The 24,999-nt window shown below is 63.1% G+C and carries 24 protein-coding genes; 17 read left to right on the top strand and 7 right to left on the bottom strand.

The genetic code is table 11. From position 1 onward, the window contains the following. Window positions 1-8: 8 nt before the first annotated feature. The 7 genes from ACQ66J_RS02810 (at window position 9) to ACQ66J_RS02780 (ending at window position 7,865) form a co-directional block, all read left to right on the top strand. Window positions 9-800 (top strand): TVP38/TMEM64 family protein, encoded by a 792-nt coding sequence (locus ACQ66J_RS02810; protein WP_375548586.1) that lies wholly within the window; start codon window positions 9-11, stop codon window positions 798-800. Between the two features lie 56 nt (window positions 801-856). Beyond that, window positions 857-1,897 (top strand): rod shape-determining protein, encoded by a 1,041-nt coding sequence (locus ACQ66J_RS02805; protein WP_009801441.1) that lies wholly within the window; start codon window positions 857-859, stop codon window positions 1,895-1,897. A 77-nt stretch (window positions 1,898-1,974) separates the two neighbouring features. Then, window positions 1,975-2,820, top strand: a complete 846-nt coding sequence (gene mreC / locus ACQ66J_RS02800; RefSeq protein ID WP_375548587.1) for a rod shape-determining protein MreC — start codon at window positions 1,975-1,977, stop codon at window positions 2,818-2,820. Beyond that, window positions 2,820-3,329: a hypothetical protein gene (locus ACQ66J_RS02795; RefSeq protein ID WP_430430402.1), complete on the top strand. Its 510-nt coding sequence runs from the start codon at window positions 2,820-2,822 to the stop codon at window positions 3,327-3,329. The genes mreC and ACQ66J_RS02795 overlap by 1 nt, the downstream gene beginning before the upstream one ends. Before the next feature lie 27 nt (window positions 3,330-3,356). After that, a complete protein-coding gene (gene mrdA, locus ACQ66J_RS02790) occupies window positions 3,357-5,234 on the top strand; it encodes a penicillin-binding protein 2 (RefSeq protein ID WP_375548589.1) in 1,878 nt (625 codons plus the stop codon). A gap of 3 nt (window positions 5,235-5,237) precedes the next feature. Beyond that, window positions 5,238-6,383 (top strand): rod shape-determining protein RodA, encoded by a 1,146-nt coding sequence (gene rodA / locus ACQ66J_RS02785; RefSeq protein WP_430430401.1) that lies wholly within the window; start codon window positions 5,238-5,240, stop codon window positions 6,381-6,383. 126 nt (window positions 6,384-6,509) lie between these two features. After that, window positions 6,510-7,865: a sodium-dependent transporter gene (locus ACQ66J_RS02780; RefSeq protein WP_375548591.1), complete on the top strand. Its 1,356-nt coding sequence runs from the start codon at window positions 6,510-6,512 to the stop codon at window positions 7,863-7,865. A 78-nt stretch (window positions 7,866-7,943) separates the two neighbouring features. Here the strand turns inward: ACQ66J_RS02780 and pip are convergent, their stop codons facing one another. Then, the gene (pip, locus tag ACQ66J_RS02775; protein ID WP_430430400.1) at window positions 7,944-8,918 is read right to left on the bottom strand and encodes a prolyl aminopeptidase; all 975 of its coding nucleotides are present in this window, start codon (window positions 8,916-8,918) and stop codon (window positions 7,944-7,946) included. Between the two features lie 125 nt (window positions 8,919-9,043). Between pip and ACQ66J_RS02770 the strand changes: the two genes are divergently transcribed. Further along, the gene (locus ACQ66J_RS02770; RefSeq protein ID WP_430430399.1) at window positions 9,044-9,682 is read left to right on the top strand and encodes a hypothetical protein; all 639 of its coding nucleotides are present in this window, start codon (window positions 9,044-9,046) and stop codon (window positions 9,680-9,682) included. After that, complete coding sequence (locus ACQ66J_RS02765) at window positions 9,682-10,314, top strand: class I SAM-dependent methyltransferase (protein WP_430430398.1); 633 nt, start codon at window positions 9,682-9,684, stop codon at window positions 10,312-10,314. The genes ACQ66J_RS02770 and ACQ66J_RS02765 overlap by 1 nt, the downstream gene beginning before the upstream one ends. Here the strand turns inward: ACQ66J_RS02765 and ACQ66J_RS02760 are convergent. From ACQ66J_RS02760 to ACQ66J_RS02750, 3 genes are read right to left on the bottom strand one after another with little or no spacing between them, the layout of a single operon-like run. Continuing rightward, window positions 10,283-11,386: a hypothetical protein gene (locus tag ACQ66J_RS02760; RefSeq protein ID WP_430430397.1), complete on the bottom strand. Its 1,104-nt coding sequence runs from the start codon at window positions 11,384-11,386 to the stop codon at window positions 10,283-10,285. The genes ACQ66J_RS02765 and ACQ66J_RS02760 overlap by 32 nt on opposite strands. Next, on the bottom strand, window positions 11,383-12,105 hold the full coding sequence (locus ACQ66J_RS02755; protein ID WP_430430396.1) for a class I SAM-dependent methyltransferase: 723 nt from the start codon (window positions 12,103-12,105) through the stop codon (window positions 11,383-11,385). Before ACQ66J_RS02755 ends, ACQ66J_RS02760 begins: the two co-directional genes overlap by 4 nt. Next, entirely contained in the window at window positions 12,102-13,403 is a 1,302-nt protein-coding gene (locus ACQ66J_RS02750; RefSeq protein ID WP_430430395.1) for a glycosyltransferase family 4 protein, read from the bottom strand. The genes ACQ66J_RS02755 and ACQ66J_RS02750 overlap by 4 nt, the downstream gene beginning before the upstream one ends. A gap of 108 nt (window positions 13,404-13,511) precedes the next feature. Between ACQ66J_RS02750 and ACQ66J_RS02745 the strand changes: the two genes are divergently transcribed. From ACQ66J_RS02745 to ACQ66J_RS02725, 5 genes are read left to right on the top strand one after another with little or no spacing between them, the layout of a single operon-like run. After that, complete coding sequence (locus tag ACQ66J_RS02745) at window positions 13,512-14,690, top strand: MFS transporter (RefSeq protein WP_430430394.1); 1,179 nt, start codon at window positions 13,512-13,514, stop codon at window positions 14,688-14,690. A 49-nt stretch (window positions 14,691-14,739) separates the two neighbouring features. Next, a complete protein-coding gene (locus ACQ66J_RS02740; RefSeq protein WP_430430393.1) occupies window positions 14,740-15,894 on the top strand; it encodes an ABC transporter permease in 1,155 nt (384 codons plus the stop codon). After that, window positions 15,891-16,667 carry an ABC transporter ATP-binding protein gene (locus tag ACQ66J_RS02735; RefSeq protein ID WP_430430392.1) on the top strand — a complete coding sequence of 259 codons (777 nt, stop codon included), beginning with the start codon at window positions 15,891-15,893 and terminating at the stop codon, window positions 16,665-16,667. The genes ACQ66J_RS02740 and ACQ66J_RS02735 overlap by 4 nt, the downstream gene beginning before the upstream one ends. 9 nt (window positions 16,668-16,676) lie before the next feature. Next, entirely contained in the window at window positions 16,677-17,633 is a 957-nt protein-coding gene (locus tag ACQ66J_RS02730) for an MlaD family protein (protein WP_375548601.1), read from the top strand. Further along, window positions 17,630-18,265 (top strand): ABC-type transport auxiliary lipoprotein family protein, encoded by a 636-nt coding sequence (locus tag ACQ66J_RS02725; protein ID WP_430430391.1) that lies wholly within the window; start codon window positions 17,630-17,632, stop codon window positions 18,263-18,265. Before ACQ66J_RS02730 ends, ACQ66J_RS02725 begins: the two co-directional genes overlap by 4 nt. Before the next feature lie 161 nt (window positions 18,266-18,426). Here ACQ66J_RS02725 and ACQ66J_RS02720 read toward each other — a convergent pair whose 3' ends face one another. Then, window positions 18,427-19,005, bottom strand: coding sequence for a Crp/Fnr family transcriptional regulator (locus tag ACQ66J_RS02720; protein ID WP_430430390.1), 579 nt, complete (start codon window positions 19,003-19,005; stop codon window positions 18,427-18,429). A gap of 78 nt (window positions 19,006-19,083) precedes the next feature. Between ACQ66J_RS02720 and ACQ66J_RS02715 the strand changes: the two genes are divergently transcribed. Then, window positions 19,084-19,632, top strand: coding sequence for a hypothetical protein (locus tag ACQ66J_RS02715; RefSeq protein ID WP_430430389.1), 549 nt, complete (start codon window positions 19,084-19,086; stop codon window positions 19,630-19,632). Between the two features lie 188 nt (window positions 19,633-19,820). Here ACQ66J_RS02715 and ACQ66J_RS02710 read toward each other — a convergent pair whose 3' ends face one another. Then, a complete protein-coding gene (locus tag ACQ66J_RS02710; protein ID WP_430430388.1) occupies window positions 19,821-21,947 on the bottom strand; it encodes a hypothetical protein in 2,127 nt (708 codons plus the stop codon). Window positions 21,948-22,602: 655 nt separating this feature from the next. Between ACQ66J_RS02710 and ACQ66J_RS02705 the strand changes: the two genes are divergently transcribed. Together ACQ66J_RS02705 and ACQ66J_RS02700 are read left to right on the top strand one after the other, a co-directional pair. Then, the gene (locus tag ACQ66J_RS02705; protein WP_430430387.1) at window positions 22,603-23,814 is read left to right on the top strand and encodes a DUF418 domain-containing protein; all 1,212 of its coding nucleotides are present in this window, start codon (window positions 22,603-22,605) and stop codon (window positions 23,812-23,814) included. Continuing rightward, window positions 23,814-24,209, top strand: a complete 396-nt coding sequence (locus ACQ66J_RS02700) for a gamma-glutamylcyclotransferase family protein (protein WP_375548607.1) — start codon at window positions 23,814-23,816, stop codon at window positions 24,207-24,209. The genes ACQ66J_RS02705 and ACQ66J_RS02700 overlap by 1 nt, the downstream gene beginning before the upstream one ends. Here ACQ66J_RS02700 and maiA read toward each other — a convergent pair. After that, window positions 24,206-24,850 carry a maleylacetoacetate isomerase gene (gene maiA / locus ACQ66J_RS02695; RefSeq protein WP_430430386.1) on the bottom strand — a complete coding sequence of 215 codons (645 nt, stop codon included), beginning with the start codon at window positions 24,848-24,850 and terminating at the stop codon, window positions 24,206-24,208. The genes ACQ66J_RS02700 and maiA overlap by 4 nt on opposite strands. Window positions 24,851-24,999 lie beyond the last annotated feature (149 nt).

Here is a 24,999-nt window from a genome sequence, read left to right as displayed (position 1 = left end):
TGACCGCCATGAACCCGCTTGTTCGCTTTTTCACCCGCATGGACGCCCGCGCCGCCCGCGCGGTCTACATTTCGCTGGCGTTGTTCGCGTTGGTTCTGGCGATTTTCCTGACAGGCAAGTTCGTCCTGGACATCGAGCCGGGCCAGATCGGGACCTGGTTTGAGAGCGCGGCGGACCAATGGTACGCGCTGCCGGCGACGATTCTGATCTTCACGGTGTTGGCGTTTGTCGGCGCGCCGCAATTTGCGCTGATCGGGGCGGCGGTGTTCGCCTTCGGTCCGGTGCAGGGATTTTTATATTCGTGGGTGGCGACCCTCGTGTCTGCGACCGTGACGTTTTACGCCGGACGGATCGCTGGTGCGGACGCGGTGCGCCGCTATGGCGGGCAAACGGTCAATCGAATTTCGGAGTTTGTGGGGCGGAACGGGTTTTTCGCCTCCATGATCGTGCGAATCGTTCCGAGCGCCCCCTTCATCGTGGTCAATATGGCGGCCGGTGTTTCGCACATGAGTTATTTTGCCTTCATCGGCGGATTGGCCATCGGCGTGTTGCCCAAAACCGCGCTTGTGGTGTTCGCTGGCGGCGGATTGATGGCGCTGCTGTCGGGGGGCGGATGGCTCGCAATCCTTGCCCTGGTTGGGATTGCGGCCCTCTGGATCGTATTCATGCTGCTCGCGCGGCGCTGGCTGCGCGGGCCTGAAACAGAGTTAAAAAATCCCGTGGAAGACTCAGAGAACACTGAGGCTGAGGCGGGCGAGCGGCTTGCAATCAGTGACGCACCATCGCACAAGGAGTCATAACCCTTGCCCTAGCGCGGCGACTCGCCTGCTGCGCCTGACAGATAAAGAGGCAGAGAATGTTCTCCAGCGTGTTCGGTCTCCTTTCCGCGGATATCGCCATCGATTTGGGGACGGCGAACACATTGGTCTACGTCAAAGGCCGCGGCGTCGTTCTGAATGAGCCCTCTGTCGTCGCCTACAAGGTGGACAAGGGCCGCAAGCATGTTCAGGCCGTCGGCGCGGAAGCCAAGCTGATGCTGGGCAAGACCCCGGGCAATGTGGAAGCCATCCGACCCATGCGTGACGGCGTGATCGCCGATTTCGACGTGGCCGAAGAGATGATCAAGCACTTCATCCGCAAAGTGCATAATCGCCAGACCTTCGTCAGCCCGCAGGTGGTGATCTGCGTGCCGTCTGGCGCGACCGCCGTGGAGCGCCGCGCCATTCATGAGAGCGCCGTCGGCGCCGGCGCGCGCAAGGTCTATCTGATCGACGAGCCGATGGCTGCGGCTGTGGGCGCGGGCCTGCCGATCGACGAGCCGACCGGCTCCATGATCGTGGACATTGGCGGCGGCACCACCGAAGTGGCTGTGATGTCTCTGTCGGGCATCGTCTATTCGCGCTCGGTCCGTGTGGGCGGCGACAAGATGGACGAAGCCATCATCAACTATATTCGCCGCTCGGCGAACCTTCTGATCGGCGAAACCTCGGGTGAGCGGATCAAGAAGGAAATCGGTTCGGCCACCCCGCCGCAAAAAGGCGAAGGCCTGACGCTGGACATCAAGGGCCGAGATCTGATGAACGGCGTGCCGCGCGAGATCGTCGTGACTGAAGCCATGATCGCCGACGCGCTCTCAGAGCCGGTCGAGCAGATCGTGGAAGCGGTCAAGCAGGCGCTTGAGGCGACCCCGCCGGAACTGGCGGCGGACATTGTCGACAAGGGCATCGTGCTCACCGGCGGCGGCGCCTTGCTGCGTAATCTCGACACCGAGCTGCGCGATCGCACCGGCCTGCCGGTCAGCCTGGCGGACGAGCCGCTGTCTTGCGTGGTTCTAGGCTGCGGTAAAGCGGTCGAGAATCTGCGCCTGTGGCGTCCGATTCTGGCGGAAGCGGTTTAAGCGTGTAAGCGAGCCTGCGAGGGAGGCTATCCAGCGTGGCTCAACGGCGGAGTTCCAGACGGAGACAGGATGAGGGAGTGCGGTTTTCGCCTCTCTTGTTCATCATCTGCATTCTGGTCAGCTGTTTCCTGATTTACATCGACCGGCCTGAAAGCCGACCGCAAGCCCTGACGGGCATGCGGGCCGGCTTCAATGATTTGGCGACGCCTGTGCTTGATCTCAGCGTTCGCCCGTTCCGCGGGCTCGCCAATATCGGTCCGTGGTGGAAGCGCCAGTTCGAGCTCGCCGATGAAAACCGTAATCTGCGCATGCAGGCCGCCGAAATGCGGGCCTGGCGCGACGCCGCCCTGTCCTTGCAAGAACGCAATGCTCGCTATCGTGAAGCGCTGAACCTGCAGGCGGACGCCGCCGAGGCGCGGATCAGCGCCTGGACGGTGGCGGATCGCTCCAATGCCTTCGTCCGCTCGCGCCTGATCGACGCCGGCCATGAAGACGGGGTGCGCCCCGGTTATCCGGCGGTGAATGTGTACGGCCTTGTCGGACGGACGGTGGAAGTGGGGCGCAGTTCCACCCGGATCCTGCTTCTCACGGACATCAACTCGCGTGTGGCCGTGATGGCGGACCGGTCCAACGCCCGCGCTTTGCTTGTGGGCGACAACACTGAATACCCCCGCCTTGAATATCTGGGCGCAGAGCCGGACCTCCAGGAAGGCGACCGCATCGTCACCTCTGGCGATGACAATGTCATGCCGCGCGGCGTGCCGGTGGGGCAGGCTGTGCGTGATCGCGACGGCCGCTGGCGGGTGGCGTTGTTCAGCCGGACCGCACCCATTGATCTGATCTGGATCTGGCCGTTCGAGCCGGTTCAGGCGCCTGAAGCGGACCCGGTTATCGAGCTCTCCACGCCAGAGGAGGCGAACTGATGCGTCCATCGGTCGAACGCAATAACGCCACCACCGATCTGGTGCTGTTCATCGTCACCATGCTGGTTGCGTTGGTCTTGCACGCCTTGCCCAGCCGTCTGGGCGGCGGGCCGGATCTCGCTCCGGCCTTTCCCTTAATTGCGCTGTTTATCTGGTCGGTGCGCCAACCCTGGTTTATCGCTCCGCCTGTTCTACTTCTGGTCGGCGTGTTGCAGGATTTGCTGGCGGGGGCGCCCATGGGCGTCTGGGCGTTTGCGTTTCTGGTCGCCTTCAGCGTCATGCGTTTGCGCGAAGCGGATGGTGCGGGCGGTGAGATCGGCCCTCTGGCCTTGCGGTTCACCTTGACGGCGGTCGTGGCTTTCGGCGCGGCCTGGGGGGCGGGCTCCTTCGCCATTGGCGCCCCGGTGGCGCCTGGACCGTTGATTACTGAAGCGATCCTGACCATCCTTCTGTTTCCGATTTTCGCCTGGTTGTTCGCCCGGCGAAAGGAACGCAGCACCTTCTCCTAAGGCAGCCCAGGCTGAGAAAGAGCGCGAATGCGTCGCGACAAGCAGGAAGCCCAAGCCCAGTTCACCCGCCGGTCCCTTCTGTTGTCAGGGCTCGGGGCGGGGGCTTTCGCCGCCTTGAGCGCGCGCATGTACGGCTTGCAGGTGCTGGAGCAGGACGCTTATCGGCTATTATCTGAGCAAAACCAGTTCAATTTCCGTCTGCAACCGCCTGCGCGGGGGCGATTACTGGACCGGTTTGGTGAAGCGATTGCGGAAAATCGCGAAAGCTACCGGTTGATGATCGTGCGCGATCAGGCCGGCGATCCGCGCGCGGCGCTGGAGCGTTTGTCGCGCTACATGCCGATCAGCGAAACGCGCATCGAACGCATTTTGCGCGCCGTGTCGCGCACCTCTCGCTTCACCCCGGTCACCGTGGCCGAGGATCTCGACTGGGAGACGTTTGCGCGAATCAACCTGCACTTGCCAGACTTGCCCGGGATCACCCCGGATGTAGGCGAAGTGCGCACCTATCCGCGTCCGTATGACTTTGCCCATGTGACCGGCTATGTGCAGGCCGCGCCGCCCGAAGCGGCCAATGACGACCCGCTTTTGTTGCATCCGGGGTTCCGGATCGGTCGGACCGGCGCGGAGTTGCAGCATGAAGACCGTTTGCGCGGCTCGGCGGGGCAGCTCAAGGTCGAGGTGAACGCCACCGGCCGGGTGATGCGCGAAATCCCCGAACAATCCATTCCGTCCGTGCCCGGCCAGGACGTCACCCTGACGCTCGACGCCCGCGCGCAACGCACAGCGATGGAAGCGCTGGGCGATCAAAGCGCCGCCGCGGTGGGGATGGATGTCATCACCGGCGAGGTTCTGGTGATGGCCTCTACGCCCAGCTTTGACCCAAACGCCTTTGTCCTGGGCATCGGGACGGAGGCGTTCGCCTCCCTCAACAACAACCCTTACCGCCCCTTGTTCAACAAGGCGACGACCGGGCTCTATGCGCCGGCCTCCACCGTGAAGGTGATGTCTTCTCTGGCGGCGCTGGAGCATGGCGTCACCGACCCCGAGGAAACGATTTATTGCGGCGGCTCCACGCGGCTGGGCAATCGCGATTTCCACTGCTGGCGGCGCCAGGGCCATGGCCGCATGAATATGCATGAAGCGGTCAAGCAGTCCTGCGATATCTATTTCTACGAAATGGCCAACCGGCTTGGCATCGAGCGCTATCGCGAGATGATGCTGAGCTGCGGTCTGGGGCAGTATTTCGATATCGGCTTGCCCTTCCCGCGTCGCGCTGAGGGTCTGGTGCCCAGCCCGGCCTGGAAACGGTCGCGCCGCAATGAACCCTGGACTACGGGCGACACCTATAATGTGGGCATCGGGCAGGGCGCCTTGCTGGCCTCGCCCCTGCAATTGGCGGTGATGACTGCACGCATTGCGACAGGGCGTCAGGTGACGCCGACGCTGACGCGTGCGACCGGCGCCGCTCCAGACTTCGCCTCCATGGGCTGGAACGCGGAGCATCTCGCCCTTGTCCAACACTCCATGTCGGGCGTGGTCAATGAGCCGGGCGGATCCGCCTATTGGCCGCTGGGCACGCGCGGGCTGGATCTGGACGGGCTTGAAATGGCGGGCAAGACCGGCACGTCCCAAGTGTATTCGATCACCACGGAAGAACGCGCGGCGGGCGTGCGCGATCAGGACGATCTGCCCTGGCGGCTGCGCAATCACGGTCTGTTTGTCTCTTACGCGCCGGTCAGCGCGCCGCGCTATGTGGTCACCGTGGTGATCGAGCATGGCGGCGGCGGCACCCGCGCCGCCATACCCGCCCAAGCCATTTTGCGCGATTTGGTGCGCCGCGATCCCTCAAACGCCCGTCCGGACATGCTCGCTTCGGCGGCGCGTCCGACCACGGAAGGGTAGAGCATGGGCGTTTTCACCCAATCCGCGCCGCGCGGCTTCCGGGGCAAGTTGTTTGAGATCAACTGGGCCTTCGTCCTGTTGATCCTGCTCGTCGGCCTGATCGGGGTCGGCATGCTGTATTCGGTGGAAGGCGGCGCGTGGAACCCTTACGCCTCGCGTCATGCGGTGCGCCTGGGCGTGGGATTGATGATCATGGTGGTCATCGCTTTGTTCCCGCCGCGCTTCTGGATGGGGCTCGCCTATCCGGCCTATCTGGGCGCGCTTGTGCTGCTGGTCGGGGTGGAGCTGATGGGCGCCACGGCGATGGGCGCGCAGCGCTGGATCGATATCGGCCCGATCCGCATGCAGCCGTCTGAAATCATGAAGATCGCCCTGGTTCTGGCCCTGGCGCGGTATTATCACGACCTGCCCGAGGAAAAGGTCTCCTCGCTGGGCGGGCTGATCATACCGGCCTTGATGATCGCCCTGCCCATGGGCCTGATCGTCAAACAGCCAGATCTGGGCACCTCGCTCTTGCTGGCGGCCACAGGGGTGGCGATCGTGTTTCTGGCGGGTCTGAGCTGGAAGGTGATCGTCGGGTCTGGCGTTCTGGGCGGCGTCGCCGGCGGGTTCTTCTTCCAATACGGTTTGCAGGATTATCAACGTCGGCGGATCATGACCTTCATCAATCCTGAAGACGATCCCATGGGCGCGGGCTATCACATCTTGCAGTCCAAGATCGCGCTGGGGTCGGGCGGGATGACCGGCAAGGGCTATATGGAAGGCACCCAGGCGCACCTGAACTTCCTGCCGGAGAAACAGACCGATTTCATTTTCACGATGCTGGGTGAAGAGTTCGGCTTTATCGGCGGGCTGGTGGTGCTGGGGCTGTATGCGCTGATCCTCGCCAATTGCGTGATGATCGCCACGTCGTGTCGCTCGGTGTTTCTGCGCCTGGTGGTGATGGGAGTGGCGACGACCTTCTCGCTCTATGTCTTCATCAATGTGGGCATGGTCATGGGCATGCTGCCCGTGGTGGGCGTGCCGCTGCCGATGATCTCATATGGCGGCACGGTGATGATGACGGTTCTGATCGGCCTGGGCCTGATCCTGGGCGCTCACGTCCACCGCGACACCGAGCCGCCAAAGGGCGCAGGTTTGTTTGGTTAACACCGCATTGCCCAACTTGACCGCAAGGCGCGGATCGACCAACCTCCCGCGCCAAAGCGCCGCAGGGCGGATACGAATTTAAAGCGCGCGCCGCTCAGGCGCGGCTGAGGGGAGGAGACTGCACCTATGGCGATGGGCGGCGCGAGCGCGCACGGAACTTGGAGCAGCCGTTTCGGCTTTCTCATGGCGGCGATCGGCTCGTCGGTCGGACTGGGGAATTTCTGGCGGTTTCCATACACGGCAGGCGAAAACGGCGGCGCGGCCTTCGTGCTGATCTATCTGGTCTGCGTGGTGTTGATCGCCTTTCCGATCCTGATGGCGGAGCTGAGCGTGGGGCGTCATGCCCGCCGGTCAGCGGTGGGATCCACCCGCAAAATGGCGTTTGACGCCGGCGCGTCAGAGATGTGGTCGATCACCGGCTGGGTCGGCATGGCCGGCGGCGTGATGATCTTGTGCTTCTATTCCGTCGTTGCCGGCTGGGTCGCCGCCTATGTGTTCAAGATGCTGTCAGGCGGCATGATCGGCATGGAGCCGTCGGCGGTCTCTGACGCCTTCGGCCAGCTGGTGGGCGACACCCGGACGGTCATTTTGTGGCATACGGCCTTCATGATCGTGACGGTGGGCATTGTGTGCTTTGGCGTCATCAAAGGCATTGAGCGCACGGTCTCAATCTTGATGCCGCTCTTCTTCCTGATGCTGGTGGGCATGGTGATCTATGCCGGTCTGACCGCGGATATGGGCGCAGCGCTTCAGTATTTGTTCGCGCCGGATTTCTCCAAGATCACAGCCCAGACATTCTTGGAAGCCCTGGGGCAGGCCTTCTTCTCGATCGGGGTCGGTTCTGCGATCATGATCACCTATGGCTCCTACCTCTCGCGCAATGACAACCTGCCGCAATCGGCCGTCATCATTGCGGGCGCGGACACGATGGTGGCCATCATTGCAGGTCTGGCGATCTTCCCGTTCGTGTTCGCTTTCGGGCTGAGCCCCGATGCAGGCCCTGGCCTGTTCTTCCAGACCCTGCCCTCTGCGTTCGCGCAGATGCCGGGTGGCCAATGGGTGGGCGGCGCCTTCTTCTTCCTCGCCCTGATCGCGGCTTTGACCAGCTCGATTTCGCTCTTGCAGGTGATTGTGGCCTTTGGTGAAGAGCATACCGATTTCGGTCGCGTGGGCTCGGCGCTGTTCTTTGGCGCGATCATCTACATGTTCGGCATCGCAGCGGCCTTCTCCGGAGAGTTCTTTGACATTCTCGACAAGGTGTCGGGCACGATCCTGCTGCCGCTTGGCGGTTTCCTGATCGCGCTGTTTACAGGCTGGGTGGTCTCCAAGGCGCTCATGCAAAAAGAGCTGCCTGATGCAGGGTCGAAGTTCTTCGCCTATTGGCGTTTCAGCATTCGCTGGCTCGCGCCGGTCGCTGTGGGCCTGATCATCGTGACAGGTCTGGCCAGCACCTTCGGCTTCAACCTGCCCTTCCTGAACTAGGCGGCGGTTTCGCCAGACGACAAAGCCCCGGTCCTTATGGACCGGGGCTTTTTTGTGTGCGGTTCTCGGGCGAGCGGGTCAGGCGAAGCGCCGCGCGAACATGTCAGTGGCGCGCACCAACCCGTCCACCGTGCCCGGCTCGCCCGCGGCGTGACCGGCGTCGGCGACAAAGTTGAGCTGCACGCCGGGCCAGGATTTGGACAATTCCCAGGCGGTGCGCGGCGGCGTGACCATGTCATAGCGGCCCTGCACGATGACGCCGGGAATGTCCGCCAGATGGGCGGTGTCCTCGAGCAAGATCCCGTCGCGTTCCAGAAACCCGCCATGGTGAAAGTAATGCGCTTCGATCCGGGCCAGGGCATCCGACCGGTGCGGGTCCGGGTTCACAAGGTGGGGCGCGACGCTCATCGAAATCAGCGCGCTTTCCCAGCTGGACCAGGCCAGCGCGTCCTCGCGGCGTTCATCCAGGCTGGCGCCGGAGGTCAGGCGTTCGTAATAGGCGGCGATGACCCGCTCGCGCTCGGCCGGCGTCAGGCGGTCGGTCAGCCGCGCCCAGGCGTCGGGAAAAAGCCGGTTGGCGCCGTCACGGTAAAACCAGTCGAGCTCTTTTCGGGTGCAGGCGAAGACGCCGCGCAGCACAAGTCCCAGCACATGGTCTGGACAGGCGCGCGCATAGGCGAGCCCCAGCGTCGCCCCCCAGGAGCCGCCGAACACCAGCCATTTGTGAATGCCCAGATGTGACCGCAATTGTTCGATATCATTGACCAGATGGGCGGTCGTGTTGTGCTCCAGCAAGGAATAGGGGCGTGAGCGCCCGCAGCCACGCTGGTCAAACACGATGATGCGATACCGGCGTGGGTCGAAAAACCGCCGCATGGCGGGGGCGGCGCCGCCGCCCGGACCGCCATGCAAGGTGATCACGGGCACCCCGTCGGGGCGGCCGCAATCCTCGTAATACAGGCTATGGCCCTGTCCGACGTCCAGAAAGCCGGTATGCAGCGGCGTTGTGGGCGGATACAGGCCCAGCCGGCGGTGGGAGCGGAGTGTGTCCATTTTTCGCGCGGTAATCAGCCGATTAACCCTCAAGTTCTGTTTACCGTGACACTATGTCGTTTTATCACTGTGTGGAACCGGGTTCGGAGGGGAAACCGGTCTGCGTCAAAAAGGGTCGCTTCGGCATGCACTCGTTCGTCCGGGCTTTAGGCCTAGGTATCGTTCTTAGCGCCTGCATCCTGTCCTCAGGATGCGCCAGCCAGCCGATTGCGCTGGGCGCTGACACTCAGGCCGGCATGGCCGCCGAGACACAGCTGAGAACGCAATCGCAAACCGTGAACGCGCTGGTGGACGATGAGGGCTGGTCGCTGAGCGCCGCCCCCGCCGCTGCGGCGCGCGCCTTTTTCGGCCGTCTGATCAATGGCGCCAGCGATGAAGAAGCTGCGGCGGATCCGGTCAGCGTTTATGTGGACGCGCAAGGCGATGCGATGGTCCAAGCGCTCAATTCTGATCTGGGGCGCCTGATCGGCCTGACGCGCGCGATCGCCGACGCGGCAGAAGACATCGCCGGGGCTGAGCATACGCTGGGGCAGGCCAGCCTGACCCAGGATCTGGCCTCTGCGGAAAGTGCGCTCGGGGCTGTTCGCCGGGCGCAAGACTTCTTCATCGCCGTGTCAGACCGTCTGGATGACGATGGCGCGATAAGCGGGCATGAGCCCTCATTGCAGACGCTCGACGCCGAGAAAACCCGCCTCGCCAATGCGGCGGACGCCCTGGCGCAACGCCGCTGGGCGGCGCACTCCAATCTGGGTCTTGCAAGTTAATGAGCCAATCAATTCCGGGCGACGCGCTCGACCCGCAAACCGTCAAGGGCTTCCTCGCTGATGATGAAGGCCAGGCTTTGGCCCGGCATGCCCGTATCGCCGCCGAACAGGCGCCGGGCGCTTTTGTTGAAATCGGCAGCTGGTGCGGACGCTCCAGCGTCTATCTGGGCCGGGCCGCACGCGCGGCGGGCCGCCTTCTGTTCGCCGTCGATCATCATCGCGGCTCTGAAGAACATCAACCGGGCGAAGGCTATCACGATCCTGAGCTTTATGACGCTGAGCTGGGCCGTGTGGACACGCTGCCGGCCCTGCGCCGGACTTTGGCGCTGGCTGATCTCGAACGCGACGTCATCGCGATGGTCGGACCGTCGGCACTGATCGGCGCCAGCTGGTCAGGCCCGCTCAGCTTTGTGTTCATCGATGGCGGTCACGCCATGGACACAGCGCTGGCCGATTACCGGGCTTGGGCGGGGCATGTGGCGCGCGGCGGATTGCTCGCCATTCATGACGTCTTCCCCAATCCCGAAGACGGCGGTCGTCCGCCTTACGAAATCTGGAAACTCGCTGTGGCTTCGGGGCTGTTCGAACCGGTGGAGCGGGTCAATACGCTCGAGATTCTGCGCCGTCTTTAAGCCAGGCGTCGGCCCGGGCATGACGGATCAGCAGATCTGATCCGGCGCTGAGCCCATAGAGCGCGTCCGCCGCCAGGATCACCGCGCCGGCGGTCCAGCTGGGACGTTCCTTGGGCCAGACCTGACCCAGCTCATACTGCCAGCCCATCCAGTACCCGTCGCCGTCACGCGCCAGCGGCGCCAAAGCGCCCAGAAGGTTTTGCGCCCGGACCGTGTCGCCGATGCTCAGGCACGCCAGCGCCAGCTCTGCGGTTTCCGCGGCGGTGATCCACGGCTCTTCGGTGACGCAGCGGCAGCCCAGATCCTCGACCACGAACCGGTCCCACCCGGCATGAAGGTGCGCCTTGGCTTCCAGCCCCGTCACTACACCGCTGAGCACTGGATAATACCAGTCCATGGCGTAGCGAGAGCGGTCTTCGCCCAGCCGGTCAAACCGGTGCGGCTTGGTGGTGAAGGCGTGGGCGATCTGACGCCGGGCCTGGGCCCAGTCGCTGCGTTTGCGCCCCAGGGCGTCGGCGACGCGCAAGCCGCATTCGAGACTTTTAAACAGCGAGGCGTTGCCCGCTTTCAGCGAATCCACCGCCTCCAGCGCCTGCCCCTCATCGGGCTTGCGCCAGACCACGTCGCCATGGGGCGTCTGGTGGTCCATCACCCAGTCGAGCGCGCGGCTGATCATGTCGGCGTGGCGGGCGATCAGGCGTGGTTCATCCAGCGCCAGCGCGCTGCGTAAGACGGTCACGGCGGCATAGCCGGTGAAATTGGTGTCATGGGCGGTGACGGGATCGGCTGGCGGCGCGATCCGCTCGCCGTCTTGATCCATGGGCACGCCCGCGCCCAGCTCACCCAGCCATGAGCCATCGGCGTGCTGGCGATCGGCCAGGGCGTCAAGGGCCGCATGGGTAGCGGTTTCCCGGCCTGCGATGGCTAGCGCCATGGCGCTTTCGCCATGATTCCACGGATCCCAGACGCCGGTCTCAACCCACGGAATAGACCCGTCGCGCAATTGCAGATCCTCGATCCGGTCCGCGCAGGCGGCGATGTCCACGCCAATGGATTGCGGGCGATGGCTCATGCCGCGTCTTTCTGAAAATAGAGCGCGACGGACTTGCCCATCACAGGGTTCAAGGCGGCTTCCGTCCAGCGCGTCAAGCGCGGCTTTTCCATCAAATCCCATTCGAGAAGCTTGCGGAAAGCGTTGACCGAGCGGCTTTCGTCCTGGCGCTCCCATTTGGCGCAGCGCAGCCACCAATAGGGCGCGTGCAGGGCGTGCGCCCAATGGCGCTTATAGGGGCGGTACCCGCGACGGGCGACGCGGTCGCGAAGCTCATGATCGCGGAAGATGCGCACATGGCCGCCCGGCGTGTTCTGATAGCCTTCAGACAGCGCCCAGCAGATCTTTTCCGGCCAATAGCGCGGCACGGACAACGCAAAGCGCCCGCCGGGCTTCACAATACGAGTGATTTCATCAAGCGCCGCGTCCACATCGGGCAGATGTTCAAGCACTTCAGAACAGATCACCACGTCAAAGCTGTCATCGGCGAAGGGCAGGCGACCGGCGTCGCCCACGCTCCACACCGCGCTGCGGGGTGGGTTCTGGGGCGGCGGAGGCAGCTCGAAGAATCCGTCAATCGCGCCTTTCAGGTCTTCCAGGCTGAGATCCAGCATGGTCACGTCCAGCGCCTTGTCATGCCAGTAAAAGGCATGGCTGTGCCGGCCGCGTCCGCAGCCCAGGTCGAGGACACGCTGGCCGTCTTTGAGGTCCAGCGCATCAAGGTCCAGCGTCACCATCATTGGGCGGCAAGCTCCGTTATGTCAGGCAGGCGCCCGCGCTCGTCCAGCGCTTGGGCGTAAAGGTCCAGGCTGGCGCGTGCATGTTCATCCCAGCGAAAGGCGCTGTGCGCGCGAGCCGCGCACGCGGCGCTCATCTGCTGGCGCAAGGCCGGGTCTGACAGGACTCGCTCCAGCGCATCCGCCAGTCCGTCCGCATCCTCCACCTCGGTTACAAGACCGGCGTCGCCCGCGACTTCCGGCAAGGCGCCGCCGCGCGACACGATCACCGGCGCGCCGCAGGCCATGGCTTCCGCCGCGGGAAAGCCAAAGCCTTCAAAACGAGAGGCGGAAACAAACACCGTCGCCTTGCGATAAAGCGCCACGATTTCATCGAGGCTGAGGCCGGAAACGAAGTCCACGCTGTCAATCAGCCCGGTGTCTTTGAGCGCACGCTTGGTGGGGCCGTCGCGCAGGGATCCGATCACGGTCAGGCGCGGCGTGCGGCCGCGGCCTTTCAGCTTCGCCAGAGCGTCGATCAGCACGTCGAGCCCCTTGATGGGAACATCCGCGCTGGCGAGCGCCAGAACATGGTCCTCGTCACGGCTCACTGTCGGATCGGGCTTGAAGCTGTCCAGATCCAGCCCGTTGAACGCCACGCGCACCCGGTCGGGATCAACGCCGCAACGCTGGGCGTAAGACTGCCGCGCGGCGTCCGACACCGCCAGAAAGCGTGGCAGGGCGCGCGCGGCTTTGGCCTGATGATCCACAAAGGAATGCCAGCGCCGGGTCAGGGCGCGCCGCCACCAGTTCGCCGCCCCCGCCACGGCGAAATCGCGATCAATGGCGATGGGGTGGTGCAAGGTGGTGATCACCGGCAGATAGCTGTCGACGCCGGTCATCGGCAGGGCGAGCGTCTGATTGTCATGCACAACGTCAAACCGGTCGCCATGCTCGGCCACCCAGGCTTCCAGACGCAAGGCGTAGCTGACCATTTCGGCGAAGGCGCCGGTATTATGCGCCAGCCATTCGGTTCGGTTGGCGCGATCCAGCAGCGTTTCGAGCCGGAGCGTCAGGAACGCATTGTCGACGCTGAACAGATCGAGCGACGGCAGCGTGATCAGCTCGATATCCGGATCAAGATCAGGATAGGGCGGGCCTGAAATCACCGACACGGCGCAGCCCTGATCGGCGAGGGCGCGCGACAGGGCGCGGACATACACGCCCTGACCACCCACATGGGGCGCTGAGCGATAGCTGGAGACCAGCACGCGCAAGGGCGCGGAGCGGGTCTGGGTCGGATCAAGGACGGCGTCTTTCATGAAGGCGGGAAGCTATCGCCAGCCGCGCCGGAAACCAAGAGCAAACAGTGTTCACTACACGGTCAATCGCGCTTTCCTCACAGGACCAGCCGCGCTAAGCCCCCTGACATGTCCGCCGCGCTCATCCAGATTCCGCGCCCTGTGCGCTTTGCGCTCTTTTACGGGGCGTTCTATCTGGGGTTCGGCGCCTACCTGCCCTACATGCCCGTCTGGTATGAAGGACGGGGATTAAGCCCTGAAATGATCGGAGCCGCGGCCGCCGCCTCAATGGCGGGACGCGTGATCGCCGCGCCGCTGGGCGCGATGCTGGCTGACCGGGCGCCGAAAAAGCGCTGGGCGGTCCTCACCTATTCCCTGGTCTCGTTTTTCGCTTTCGCAGCCTTCATCCCCGCGACCAATCCCTGGGCGATCTTGGTGTTGGCGGGCCTCGCCGGAGGCGCCTTCACCGGCATCATGCCGATCATCGACGCCTTCGCGATCCAGGAATCAAGCCGCCGCCGGTTTGCGTTCGGCCCGCCACGCGCGTTCGGCTCGGCGACTTTCATTCTTGGCAATGTGGGCGCGGGCTGGCTGATCGGCTGGCTGGGCGGCGAGGCGGCCCTGGCCTGGACTTTGATCGGCGCCGCGCTGGCGGTGTTGACCGCGCTGATGCTGCCCGAAGGGCGCAACCGGCCCGAGCCTGTCGCCCCCGAGATCACGGCGCCGAAGACCGGCATGGTCGCGGCCATGCTGTCCAATGGCTTGCCGTTGGCCTTTGCGGCGTCAGCGCTGATCCAGGGCGCGCACGGGTTTTATTATGGATTTTCCGCCGTCGCCTGGCGCGCTGAGGGCGTGCCCGCCGGGGCGGTGGGATTGCTCTGGGCCACCGGGGTGGGGGCCGAGATCGTGTTTTTCGCCGTGTCCGCCCGGCTGCTTCAATCGGTCAGCCCTGCAAAAGTGCTGGCGCTGGGGGGTGCGGTGTCCGTGGTTCGCTGGTTGGCGCTCGCGGCCTCCCCGCCGCTTTGGCTCCTGTTTCCGCTCCAGCTGCTGCACGCTTTCAGCTTCAGCGCCACCTATCTGGGCTTTTTGCGATATGCGGCGGAAAACAGCCCGCAGCGCTTCGCCTCCATGGCGCAGGCGATCAATTCTGCGTTTTCAGGCGGTCTGATCCTGGCGCTGGCGGCCTATGCGTCGGGATTCGCGTATAGCGCGTATGGCGCAGGCGGCTTTGCAGTGATGGCGATTCCGTCGGGTCTGGGTTTGCTCTTTGCATTCTGGCTCGTGCAAACCGCGCGAACACAGCCATAATGGAGCCACACTCCCATTTCAGCCTCACAGCTCAGGGGAAGCGGGGACCATGACAGCAGCGATCGCAACAGAGCGCCAGCAGGCGGAGCTGACCACGCGCCATGAAGGCGCGCGTCTGGTGCTGGAGCCGCGCGGCGACTGGCTGATCGAGACGGTCGGGCGTTTCAACCGCCAACTCAAGCGCATAGAAGCCGAGACCGATCCTCAAGATCTGGTGATTGACCTGACCCATCTGGGCCGGATCGACACCGCTGGCGCTTATCTGCTGGGCCGGACCCTCAGCCGGTGCGGCGAACCGGATGCGGACTGGCATTTCATCGGCCGTCACGAGACGGCGCGCCGCCTGATGGGGGAGATGCGCGAACGCCTCGCCGATTGCCCCATGCCTGACGAGACGCCACGCGGCGTGGTCGCCACCTTCGCCCGGATTGGCGCAGGGGTGGAGGATGGCGTGAAGGAAACCGTTGAATCCTTCGCCTTTTTCGGCCGCACCATTACCACCGGGCTCAGCGTGCTGATCAATCCGACCAAGATGCGCTGGACGCCCACCATTCACTTGATGGAGACGGCGGGCGTGGACGCGCTGCCGATCATCTCCGTGCTCAGCTTTTTCATCGGCGCGGTCGTGGCCTTCATGGGCGCAAGCCTGCTTGAAACCTTCGGCGCCTCGGTGTTCACCGTGGATCTGGTCGGCATCGCGGTGTTGCGTGAGTTTGGCGTGCTGATTACGGCGATCTTGCTGGCGGGGCGATCAGATTCCGCCTTCACCGCCGCCATCGGCTCGATGAAGATGCAGCAAGAGATCGATGCGATGAAGGTGATGGGCCTCGACCCGTATGAGGTTCTGGTCCTGCCGCGCGTTCTGGCCTGCGTGCTGATGGCGCCGCTTCTGACCCTGTCGGCCATGGTGGCGGGGGTGGTGGGCGGCATGATGGTCAGCTGGTGGACGCTGGACATCTCACCCAATTTCTTCCTGACCCGCATGCACGACACTATCGACCTCAAGCATTTCCTGGTGGGCATGTCCAAGGCGCCGGTGTTTGGCCTGGTGATCGCCATTGTAGGCTGCCGTCACGGGCTTCAGGTGGGCGGTGATGTGGAGAGCCTGGGCGCGCGGGTGACCACGTCTGTGGTGCAGGCGATCTTTGCGGTCATCGTGATCGATGCGCTGTTCGCCATGATGTATCTGGAGCTCGACATATGAGCGGCGCCCCCCTCATCGAAGTACGCGGCCTGCGCAGCCAGTTCGGCTCTCATGTGGTTCATGACAACCTCGATCTCGAGATACGGCAGGGCGAGACTCTGGGCATTGTCGGCGGGTCAGGCTCGGGCAAGTCGGTTCTGATCAACACCATTTTGGGGCTGAAATCCCCAGATGGCGGCGAGATCCTGTTTCGCGGCGCGCCCATGTCAAAAATGTCGGGCCGCGACCGGCTGGAGCTGGAAAAGCGCTGGGGCGTATTGTTTCAGGCCGGCGCTCTGTTCTCCTCGCTGACGGTGCAGGAAAACGTCATGGCGCCCATGCGCGAGCATGTGCGCATGCCGGTCAGCTTGATGAAAGAACTCGCGGATCTCAAGATCGGCCTGGTGGGATTGTCGGGCGAGGCGGGCGGCAAGTTTCCCGCGGAATTGTCGGGCGGCATGAAAAAGCGCGCCGGGCTGGCGCGGGCCCTGTCACTGGATCCCGACATTCTGTTTCTGGACGAGCCCACGGCCGGGCTCGACCCGATCGGGGCCAGCGCCTTTGATGATTTGATCAAGGAATTGTCTGAGACCCTGAATCTGACCGTGGTGATGATCACCCATGATCTTGATAGCCTGCACGCCATCTGCGACCGGGTTGCGGTGATCGCCGACAAGACGATCATCGCCAATGCGCCGCTGGATGCGCTGACCCGCAATCCGCATCCCTGGATCCAGGAATATTTTGGCGGTCCACGCGGACGCGCCGTGTTAAGACAAGCCGCTGAGGACTAGAGGCACGCTATGGAAACCAAAGCGCATCACGCCATTGTGGGTTTCTTCGTCGTTTTCCTGACGGTGTCGGGGGTGATGTTGTCGCTCTGGCTGTCCGGGGCGGCGCTGGACCGCGAATTTCGTGAATACGACGTCGTCTTTGACGGCGCGGTGAGGGGCTTGCGCCCGGCATCGGAGGTTCGCTTTAACGGCATTCAGGTCGGCGAAGTGACCGAGCTGGGCCTAAATCCTGATAATCCCGGCCAGGTAATTGCGCGCATTCGGGTGAATGTGGAAACGCCGGTGAAGTCGGATTCCGAAGCCCAGCTGGAGCCGCAAGGTCTCACAGGGCTGTCTTATATCCAGATCTCGGCGGGGTCTCCCGATGCGGAGCGCCTTGAAGGCCGGCCCGGTGATCGCGCGCCGCGCATCTACGCCACTCAGGCCCAGATCGAGCAATTGGTGGAAGGGGGCGAGAGCCTTCTGGAATCCGCCCAGCTCAGCTTTGTGCGGATCGGTCGCCTGCTCAGCGATGAAAACCTCGAGAGCATGACCAACACGCTCAATCATATCGAGACGATCACAGGCGATCTGGCCGAGCGCGAACTGTTGATCAGCGAAGCGCGTGCGGCGCTGAACAGTGTGCAGCAGGCGGGCGCAGATGTGTCCGTCGCCGCCCAGGCCATGCAGCAATTCGCCCAGGTCACCGAACGCTATGTGGTCGATGACCTGACGCCGGCGACGCTAGACACCGCCGCCGCCGCGCAGGAAGTCGATCGCACCGCTGTCGAGACCTATGACGCGCTGGTCGCGATCCGACCGGGCGTCGAAGAGTTTTCCGAGGACGGGCTGACCCAGCTGACCGCAACCTTGCGCGATCTGCGATCCCTGGTCGCCGCGCTTGAACGAGTCGCGCTGGAGCTGGAATCTGATCCAGCCGGATTTATCGCCGAACCTGAAGGCGCTGAAGTGGAGGTGCCGCGATGAGCACTTTAGGAAAAATCGCGCTGGGCGCGCTTGGAGCGGTGAGTCTTCTGGTCACGCCAGGCTGCATCTCCTTGCTGCCGGAAAGCGAGCCGGTGTCGCTGTATCGCCTGACCGGTCTGACGGCGGACGAAGTGGCCCCCTCCGCCCAGGCGCAAACCATATTGATTGATCATGTCAGCGCGCCACGGGGATTGGCGGTCGACCGGGTGGCGCTGCTGCGCGATGGCGAGCTGGCCTATATGGCAGGCGCGGCCTGGCTGTCGCCGGCGCCCACGCTGTTGCACGATCGTATTCTGGATGTCTTCCTCAGTGAAACGCCGGAACTGATCCCCGCCCGCAGTGAAGACGGGGTGCTGGCGCGCTATCGCCTGCAGCTGGAGTTGCGCCGGTTTGAAGCCGAATACGATCAAGGCGACGACCGCGCACCGCTGATCCAGATGCGTATGGTCGCCCGCCTGATTGATCGTGAGGAGCGCGCTTTGGCGGCCTCACGCCGCTTTGATATCAGCGTCCGGGCCAGCGATAACCGTCAGGCGGCGCTGATAGAGGCGTTCAGCCAGGCCTCCAATCAAACCGCCCATGCCCTGGCGGACTGGACGACCGGCGTGGTGTGCGCGGATAGCGCCTGTTAGCGAGGGCGACCCAGCGTGTAACAAAGAGGGCCGGGCTTATCTGACAAGCCCCTTACCGGATGTGTTGATGATCCTGACCGGATCAGGGTGCAATCATCAACACGCTGTTCGTCCCCTACGAGACCAGATTGCCAGATGCTGCGCGGCGCACGAATGTCAGTTTACGATCCTTGTCGGTCGCGAGCACGCAGACGGCTCAACGTGACCGGTGTGATCCCCAAGAAGGATGCAATCAATGTATGGGCAAACATGGCCTCATAGCTTGGGAAGGTCTGGCGAAACCAGTTGAGCCGTTCAGCACCTCCAAGAGCCGCAAGGCACCACTCTCTCTCCGCTTTCTGGTTCAACGCGTCTCGTAGAACCGCATTCGCCCAATTTCGGATGGACTGAGATGAGATCATCAGATTTGAAAGCAAATCACTGTCGATCCTGGCAAGCGAGACATCGGTGGTTGCCGCAATGGAGACGAGCGACTCGCTATCCCGCGTTCGCGCGATGTTCGGCGTAACAACACAGGGACCGACATAGAATCCAACACAGACTTCTTTGCCCTCTGGGTCGCCGATACTGCTCGTCAGACACCCCTCCAAAAGAACGTACTCATCTGTTTCGGGTTGTCCTTGACGGGTAACTTGCTCCGCCTTGTTCAGACGCCTTGGTTTCCATTGAGCCGCAAAACCTTCCCTGCAAGCCACATCTGACAAGTCAGGTGATCGCGTCAGGAAGGTCCTCAGATCCATTTTGGCAAGCCTTATCAATTGATAATGCAGATGGCTTTGTCTGACGGCATGTGTGGCTCAGGTCAAGGAGGCAGCAAAATGACGAAAGAAAACAGTTCAAAGCACGTCGGAATGATCGCGATTGGCGCAGCAATGGTTGCGGCGTCAATTTACTTCGCAATGGTTAGCATCACCCTCGCCCACCTCGAGGTCGTTTCGGGGCAGGCGCCCTTCGACATGCGACCATTCGGTTACGGTCCCGTAGAGGCGGCATCGCTTCTTGACGCGTTGGGAATGGAGGGGCGCCAATACTATCTCAAACGCCAGATACCTCTGGACATACTCTACCCGGCGTTGCTCGCGCTGACCTTGAGCTGCACGGTTCTCTGGTTCGGGCAACGTTTGCCAAACAATAGACTTGTCCACCTTGCCGTTGCGCTCTCGGTCGGCAGTGCGTTGTTCGATTACATCGAAAACCTCGGGGTCGTGGCGATGATTTGGAGCTGGCCAGACGTATCGGGCCCCTTGGTCTACGCCACAAGCACAGCGACAATCGCCAAATCCGTCACTACAATGTTGGCTGTGAGTCTGGCGCTTCTCATTGGGTTCATCTGGACGCGCCTGCCTAAAGCGGATGTGCGCGTTTAGATGAATAATGACCGCTTTGTCTTACACAGCCGACATCCCTGACGACGAAACTGCCCCCGCAGATATCTGCGAGGGCATTCACCTGACGAGAACCTTGGCGCACTCGGGGGCATGCGTGGTTCATCGACACATCTGGTAAGAGGCCGGCCCCATCTGAGGCCGGCCTTTTTGTGTGTGCCGCCGAGCGCCTAGGTGTCGCGATTGCGGCGATTGCGTTTGGGATCGTCCTTGTTCGCCGACGGAGTCTCGTCTGAATCCATGTTGGCCAGAAGATCGCGCCAGCGCCAGCTGGCTTCCTTGCGGGCTTTCTCGACGCCGTCGCGGATGCTGTCGCGCACCGGATCCTCTTCATCGCCATTGAGCGCCGCCTCGTCTTCATCTTCGTCAGAGCGGCCAGGCCGGACGGCCTTCAGATCGGGCTTGCTCTCATCCTTGCGGCGGGCGCGTTCGGCCTTGCGTTCTTCAATCTTGGAGGCTTCCCAGTCTTCATCGCGCTCGGCGCTGTCACGCGTCTGCGCGGAGCGGGCGTCAGCCTCGCGTTTGGCGATTTCCGTGCGCTTGCGCGCCGGTTTGTCGGCTTTGTCGCCGTCCTCCTCCTTGCGCCGGGCGCTGAGCGGATCGGGCAATTCGTTGATGTTGAGGTCCAGCGGTTTGTGACCCCCGGCCACAGAGCCCATGCGCAGGATGAAATCGCTGAGCAATTCATAGTTCTGGCGGATGCGCGACTGGAACAGGGCGTCAATGTCGCGTGCCTGGTCGGAGGCGGTCTGCGCGGTTTCATTGAGCTGGGTCAGACCATCTTCCAGGGTGCGCTGCATGGCCTTGGCGGCGTTGCGCGCGGCGTCCGGTGCGTCATCAAGCTTGCTGCGAAGCCCTGACAGTTCATCCTCGATCCGGCGGCTTTCGCGGCGCGCGGCGTCGAGGGTTTCAGACATTTGCTTGCGCACCGCCTCGGCGGCCTCTTCGGCAGCCTTCTCGGCGCGAACGGTCAGGTCTTCAGCCTCGCGCAGGCGGGCCTGGAAGGCGTCGTCAGAGCGGCGGGCCACGTCAAACCCGCTTTCGCTAACCCGTTCAAGCGCGGCTTCGGCGTCGTCGGCCTGTTTCTTCAGGCTCTCGCCGGCTTCCTCGGCGGCTTCGCGCGCAGAACGGGCGGCGTCGCGCATCCGGTCGAGCGCACGCTCCTGAGCGCGGGCGGCTTCTTCGCTGCGTTCAGACAGGGAATTGGCCAGGTCCTTGGCCTGTCCCAACGCCTTATCTACGGCGTCAAGGAAGACTTCGCCGGAATTCTTGGCGGTGCTTTCAAGGATTTCAGCCCCGTCGCGCGCCTTGCGCGTCATGGTTTCGAGCTCAGCCTTGTGGAAGTCGAGCGCGGCGCCGATCTTTTCTTGTTCCTTGCGCAGGGTTTCGGTCACATCCTGCAGGCGGTCGCGGTGTTTGAGATAGGCGTCTTCCAGCCCGTCGGTGCGATTGCGCAGCATGTCGGAGAAGTCGCGCAGCTCGGTGGCGCGCGCGTCCAGCGACAGGGCGACCCGGTCGCCGGCTTCCTCGGCGGCCTGTCCGGCTGCGCTCAGGCGCTCGGCGCCAGAGCGGATCAGGCGCTCGCCCTCTGACGCCTTGGCGTCGGCCAGCTCGGCGGCGGCGGCGACCATTTTGGACTGGTCCTGAATGGCGGCCGCGATCATGGCCGCCTTGTCATCCAGGCCTTCAGACACGTCATTGAGGCGCAGGCGTTCGTCGCGCAGGGCGCGGGTCAGCTGTTCGGCGCGCTCCTTGGCGCGGCTGGAGCCGTCTTCGAGGCTTTCGGCATGGTGGGTGATCACCTCTTCCATGGCCGCAAGCCGCGCCAGGGCGCTCTCCATCGCCTTGTTGACGCGGTCCACCTGCATGGTGATCGCATCGGCCAGCCGCGAGGCGTCTTCCTCGGCATGCTCGGTCGGGGTGGCGAGACGCAGGACCGCCGCATCCAGATGACGCGCACGAGAGCCGGCGCGCGATACTTCACGTCCCAGAAGGCCCGCCAGCACGAACAGCAGAGCCGGGGCGGCCGCGAAGACGGACAGGCCGGCCATCTGCGCCGGGCTTAAAGCGGTGAGATCAGTATAACCGGCGAGATAGGCCGCAGCGCCGCCAAACCACAATAATCCAAACGCGGCGCCGCCAAACGCCAGCCATCCGCCGCCTTCGGTCTTGGGAGGGGGCGCGGTCATCTGGGGGGCGAGCGGGGTGGAGCGCACAGCCTCCAGCGCGCCGCCCGCCGGTTCGGCGATCACGCTTTCCTCAATCTTTTCAGCGTCTTTTGTATCCTTGGCAGCCATGACGTCTCGTCTGGTTTGGCGCTGATCCCGTTCGGATATCGCCGTGAAACGACTATCCTAACAGAATCACGCGGCACTGCAGGCCTGTTTGTTCAGACCCTGTGTGTAACGCCAGAGTGTGAGTCGATCAAAGCGCGGGAAGCGCACGCCGCAAAGATAGGGTTTCGCAATCGTTAACAATAACGATCTGCGGAACAGCGTGCGCATGCGCAGCGCCAGAGCCGCCCTGAGGCGGTGCGGTCACAAGGGAAGGAGCGCACGAGGATTGAGCGTTATGCGCGGGCATTGAAAATGAGGCTGAGGACAGCAGAGCGTCGCCTGAAAAGATTTCGATCTGTTGAGGGACCAGCTGCACGGCGCGCGCTTCATCGTCACGCTCATACCCCAATCCCAGAAAAGAGAGGGTGGCGGCGAGAATCATATGGGCGATATCGATCAGAAGCGACATAACGAGCCTTGGCGCAAGTTGAGCCATGTTTTTATGCGCCCGGCCCGAGATCGAGACAAGGTCATTCGCGCTGAAATTTCATGAACTCTTGGTAAGACTAGATGGTGCTGGACTGATAACAGTCTTGCGCCGCCTCTGAAATGCGGCGAGCTTATCAAATACTCAAGGCCTGTTAAGACTGGGGCCTGTCAGGACTGGGGGATTGTCATGAGCCTGCATACCGCGCCAGTGGCCGCGAAGGACCGCTTTGAAAGTCTTGATGTTCTTCGCGGCATCGCCGTGCTGGGCATTCTGATGATGAATGTGCAGGCTTTCACCATGGCGTCCAACGCCTATGCGTACCCGCCGGCGCACATGGATCTGACCGGGGCCAATCTGACGGTCTGGTATATCTCGCACGTCTTTTTCGAGATGAAGTTCATCACCATTTTCTCCGCCCTGTTCGGCGCCGGTATGCTTTTGATGGTGGGCGAAGAGGAAGGCGCCTCGCGCAAGCTGCATTTCTCGCGCATGACCTGGCTCTTGGTGATCGGCCTCATCCACATGTTCGGCCTGTGGTTTGGCGACATCCTGGTCACCTACGCCATCGCAGGTTTCATCATCGTGTTCTTCCGGCGCATGTCGCCAGGCAAGCTGATCGGCTGGGGCCTGTTCTGGATCACGCTGTCCGGGCTCCTGATGATCGCCATCTTCGCTAGTTTCACCCTCTTGCCGGCCGATATGGGGCCGGTGGATGTGGGCATGGCCTATAGCGAGGAGCAGCTGGCGGAGCTGGTGAACACCTATCAGAGCGGCTATTGGCCCAGCCGCATCCCCAACGCGATCAACGGGCTGGCCGGTATTTTGATGGTCGCGTTCTTCGGTGGTCGCATCGTTGGCGTGATGCTGCTCGGCATGGCGCTGTACAAGCTCGGTTTTGTGCTGGGCCGGTGGAGCGTGCGCAATTACGTCATCGCCGCTGCGGTCGGGCTGGGCGTCGGCTTGCCGATCGTGGCCTGGGGCGGCCAGATCGCCATCGAACACGACTTCTCTCTGGACACGATGTGGATTCATACCGCCACCAATTATGGCGGCAGCCTTCTGGTCAGTTTCGGCTATGCAGCTGTGGTCAATCTGGCGTGCAAGGCGCCCTGGCTGAAGCTGGTGCGCGCGCCGTTTGCGGCGGCCGGGCGCATGGCGTTCACCAATTATCTCACGCAGTCGATCGTCATGGTGTTCCTGACCGTGGGCGGGATCGGCCTTGGCCTGTTCGGCGAGCTGGAACGCGTGCAGCAGGCGCAGCTGGTGGTCACGGTCTGGATCGTCCAGCTGATCGTCTCCGTACTCTGGCTTCAGATGTTCCGCTTCGGTCCGTTTGAATGGCTGTGGCGCAGCCTTAGCTATGGCAAACTTCAGCCCATCATGAAGGTCAAGACCTGATGCGGGTTCAAGCCGGCGACGCGTTCGCCGTCTATGGCCTGCTTCGCGCCGGGGAGAGCGGATTCGCGCAATTCGGGCTTGAAAACGCCTTCGCCCCCCTCGGCCCCTGCACCCTGCGCGGCCAGCTTTATGATCTGGGCGCCTATCCGGGGCTGGTCGAGGGGGCGGGCTCTGTGGTTGGCGAACTCTTTGAAGTGCGCGATGCGTCCGTTATGCCAAAAGTGGATGCGTTTGAGGATTACTGGCCCGAAGATCCGGCGCGATCACGCTATGTGCGCAGACACGTCCGGCTCATCGAGCCGGACCGGGACGCCTGGGTCTATGTCTGGGTGCTCGGCCTTGAGACCGCCCGGCTGATCCCCAGCGGCGACTGGTTCAAACGCGAAACCGCCTAGACGGCGTCCGGCTGATTTTCAGGCGCGGCGCGTTCAAACTCAGGCAATGCGCGGGCGGCGTCGTCCGCTGCGACCAGCCGCGGATACGGCGTCAGATCAACGCCGAACCGGCGCGCATTGAACATTTGCGGCAGCAGGTAAATCTCCGCCAGGCTCGGACCGTCGCCAAAGATGAAACCGTTTTGGCCTTTCGCCTGTTCGGCCAGTTTTTCCAGCGCGTCAAATCCGAGGCTGATCCAGTAGCGCGCCCAGGCGGGGCCGGCCTCGGCGTCATCGCCGGACAACTCGCGGGCTTTTTTGAGGATGCGCAGGTTTTGCAGCGGATGAATATCACAGCCGATGGCCGCCCCGAAAGCGCGCACGCGGGCGCGATCGATGGGATCAGAGGGGAGGAGCGGGCGCTGCGGGAAAGCCTCTTCAATCCATTCCAGGATCGACACCGACTGGGTGAGCACCTGTCCGTCCACTTCCAGCGCCGGGACAAGGCCTTGGGGGTTCAGAGCTTTATACGCGTCTGAATGCTGCTCGCCCGTGGCCAGGTTCACCGACACATACTGATACTCAACGCCCTTCCAGTTCAGCGCCAGACGCGTGCGATAGCTGGTGCCGGAGCGAAAATAGCCGTGCAGGACGAGTTTCATTGAATTTTTCTCCGGTGTTTGAGGCGGGCCGCTGAGATAGGGGGTGAATTTAGTTGCAAATGATACTATCTTCCGCCACACGACGATGCGCGCCGGAGAGCGGCTGATCAAGCCCGCCGGCGCATCACGATTGATTTAAGGGAGCGCCC

Origin of the sequence: Oceanicaulis sp., assembly GCF_965284345.1 — a bacterium.
Classification (GTDB): Bacteria; Pseudomonadota; Alphaproteobacteria; order Caulobacterales; family Maricaulaceae; genus Oceanicaulis; species Oceanicaulis alexandrii_A.
Note: the sequence above shows the minus strand (reverse complement) of the source record. Positions and strands in the feature narration are given on the sequence as shown.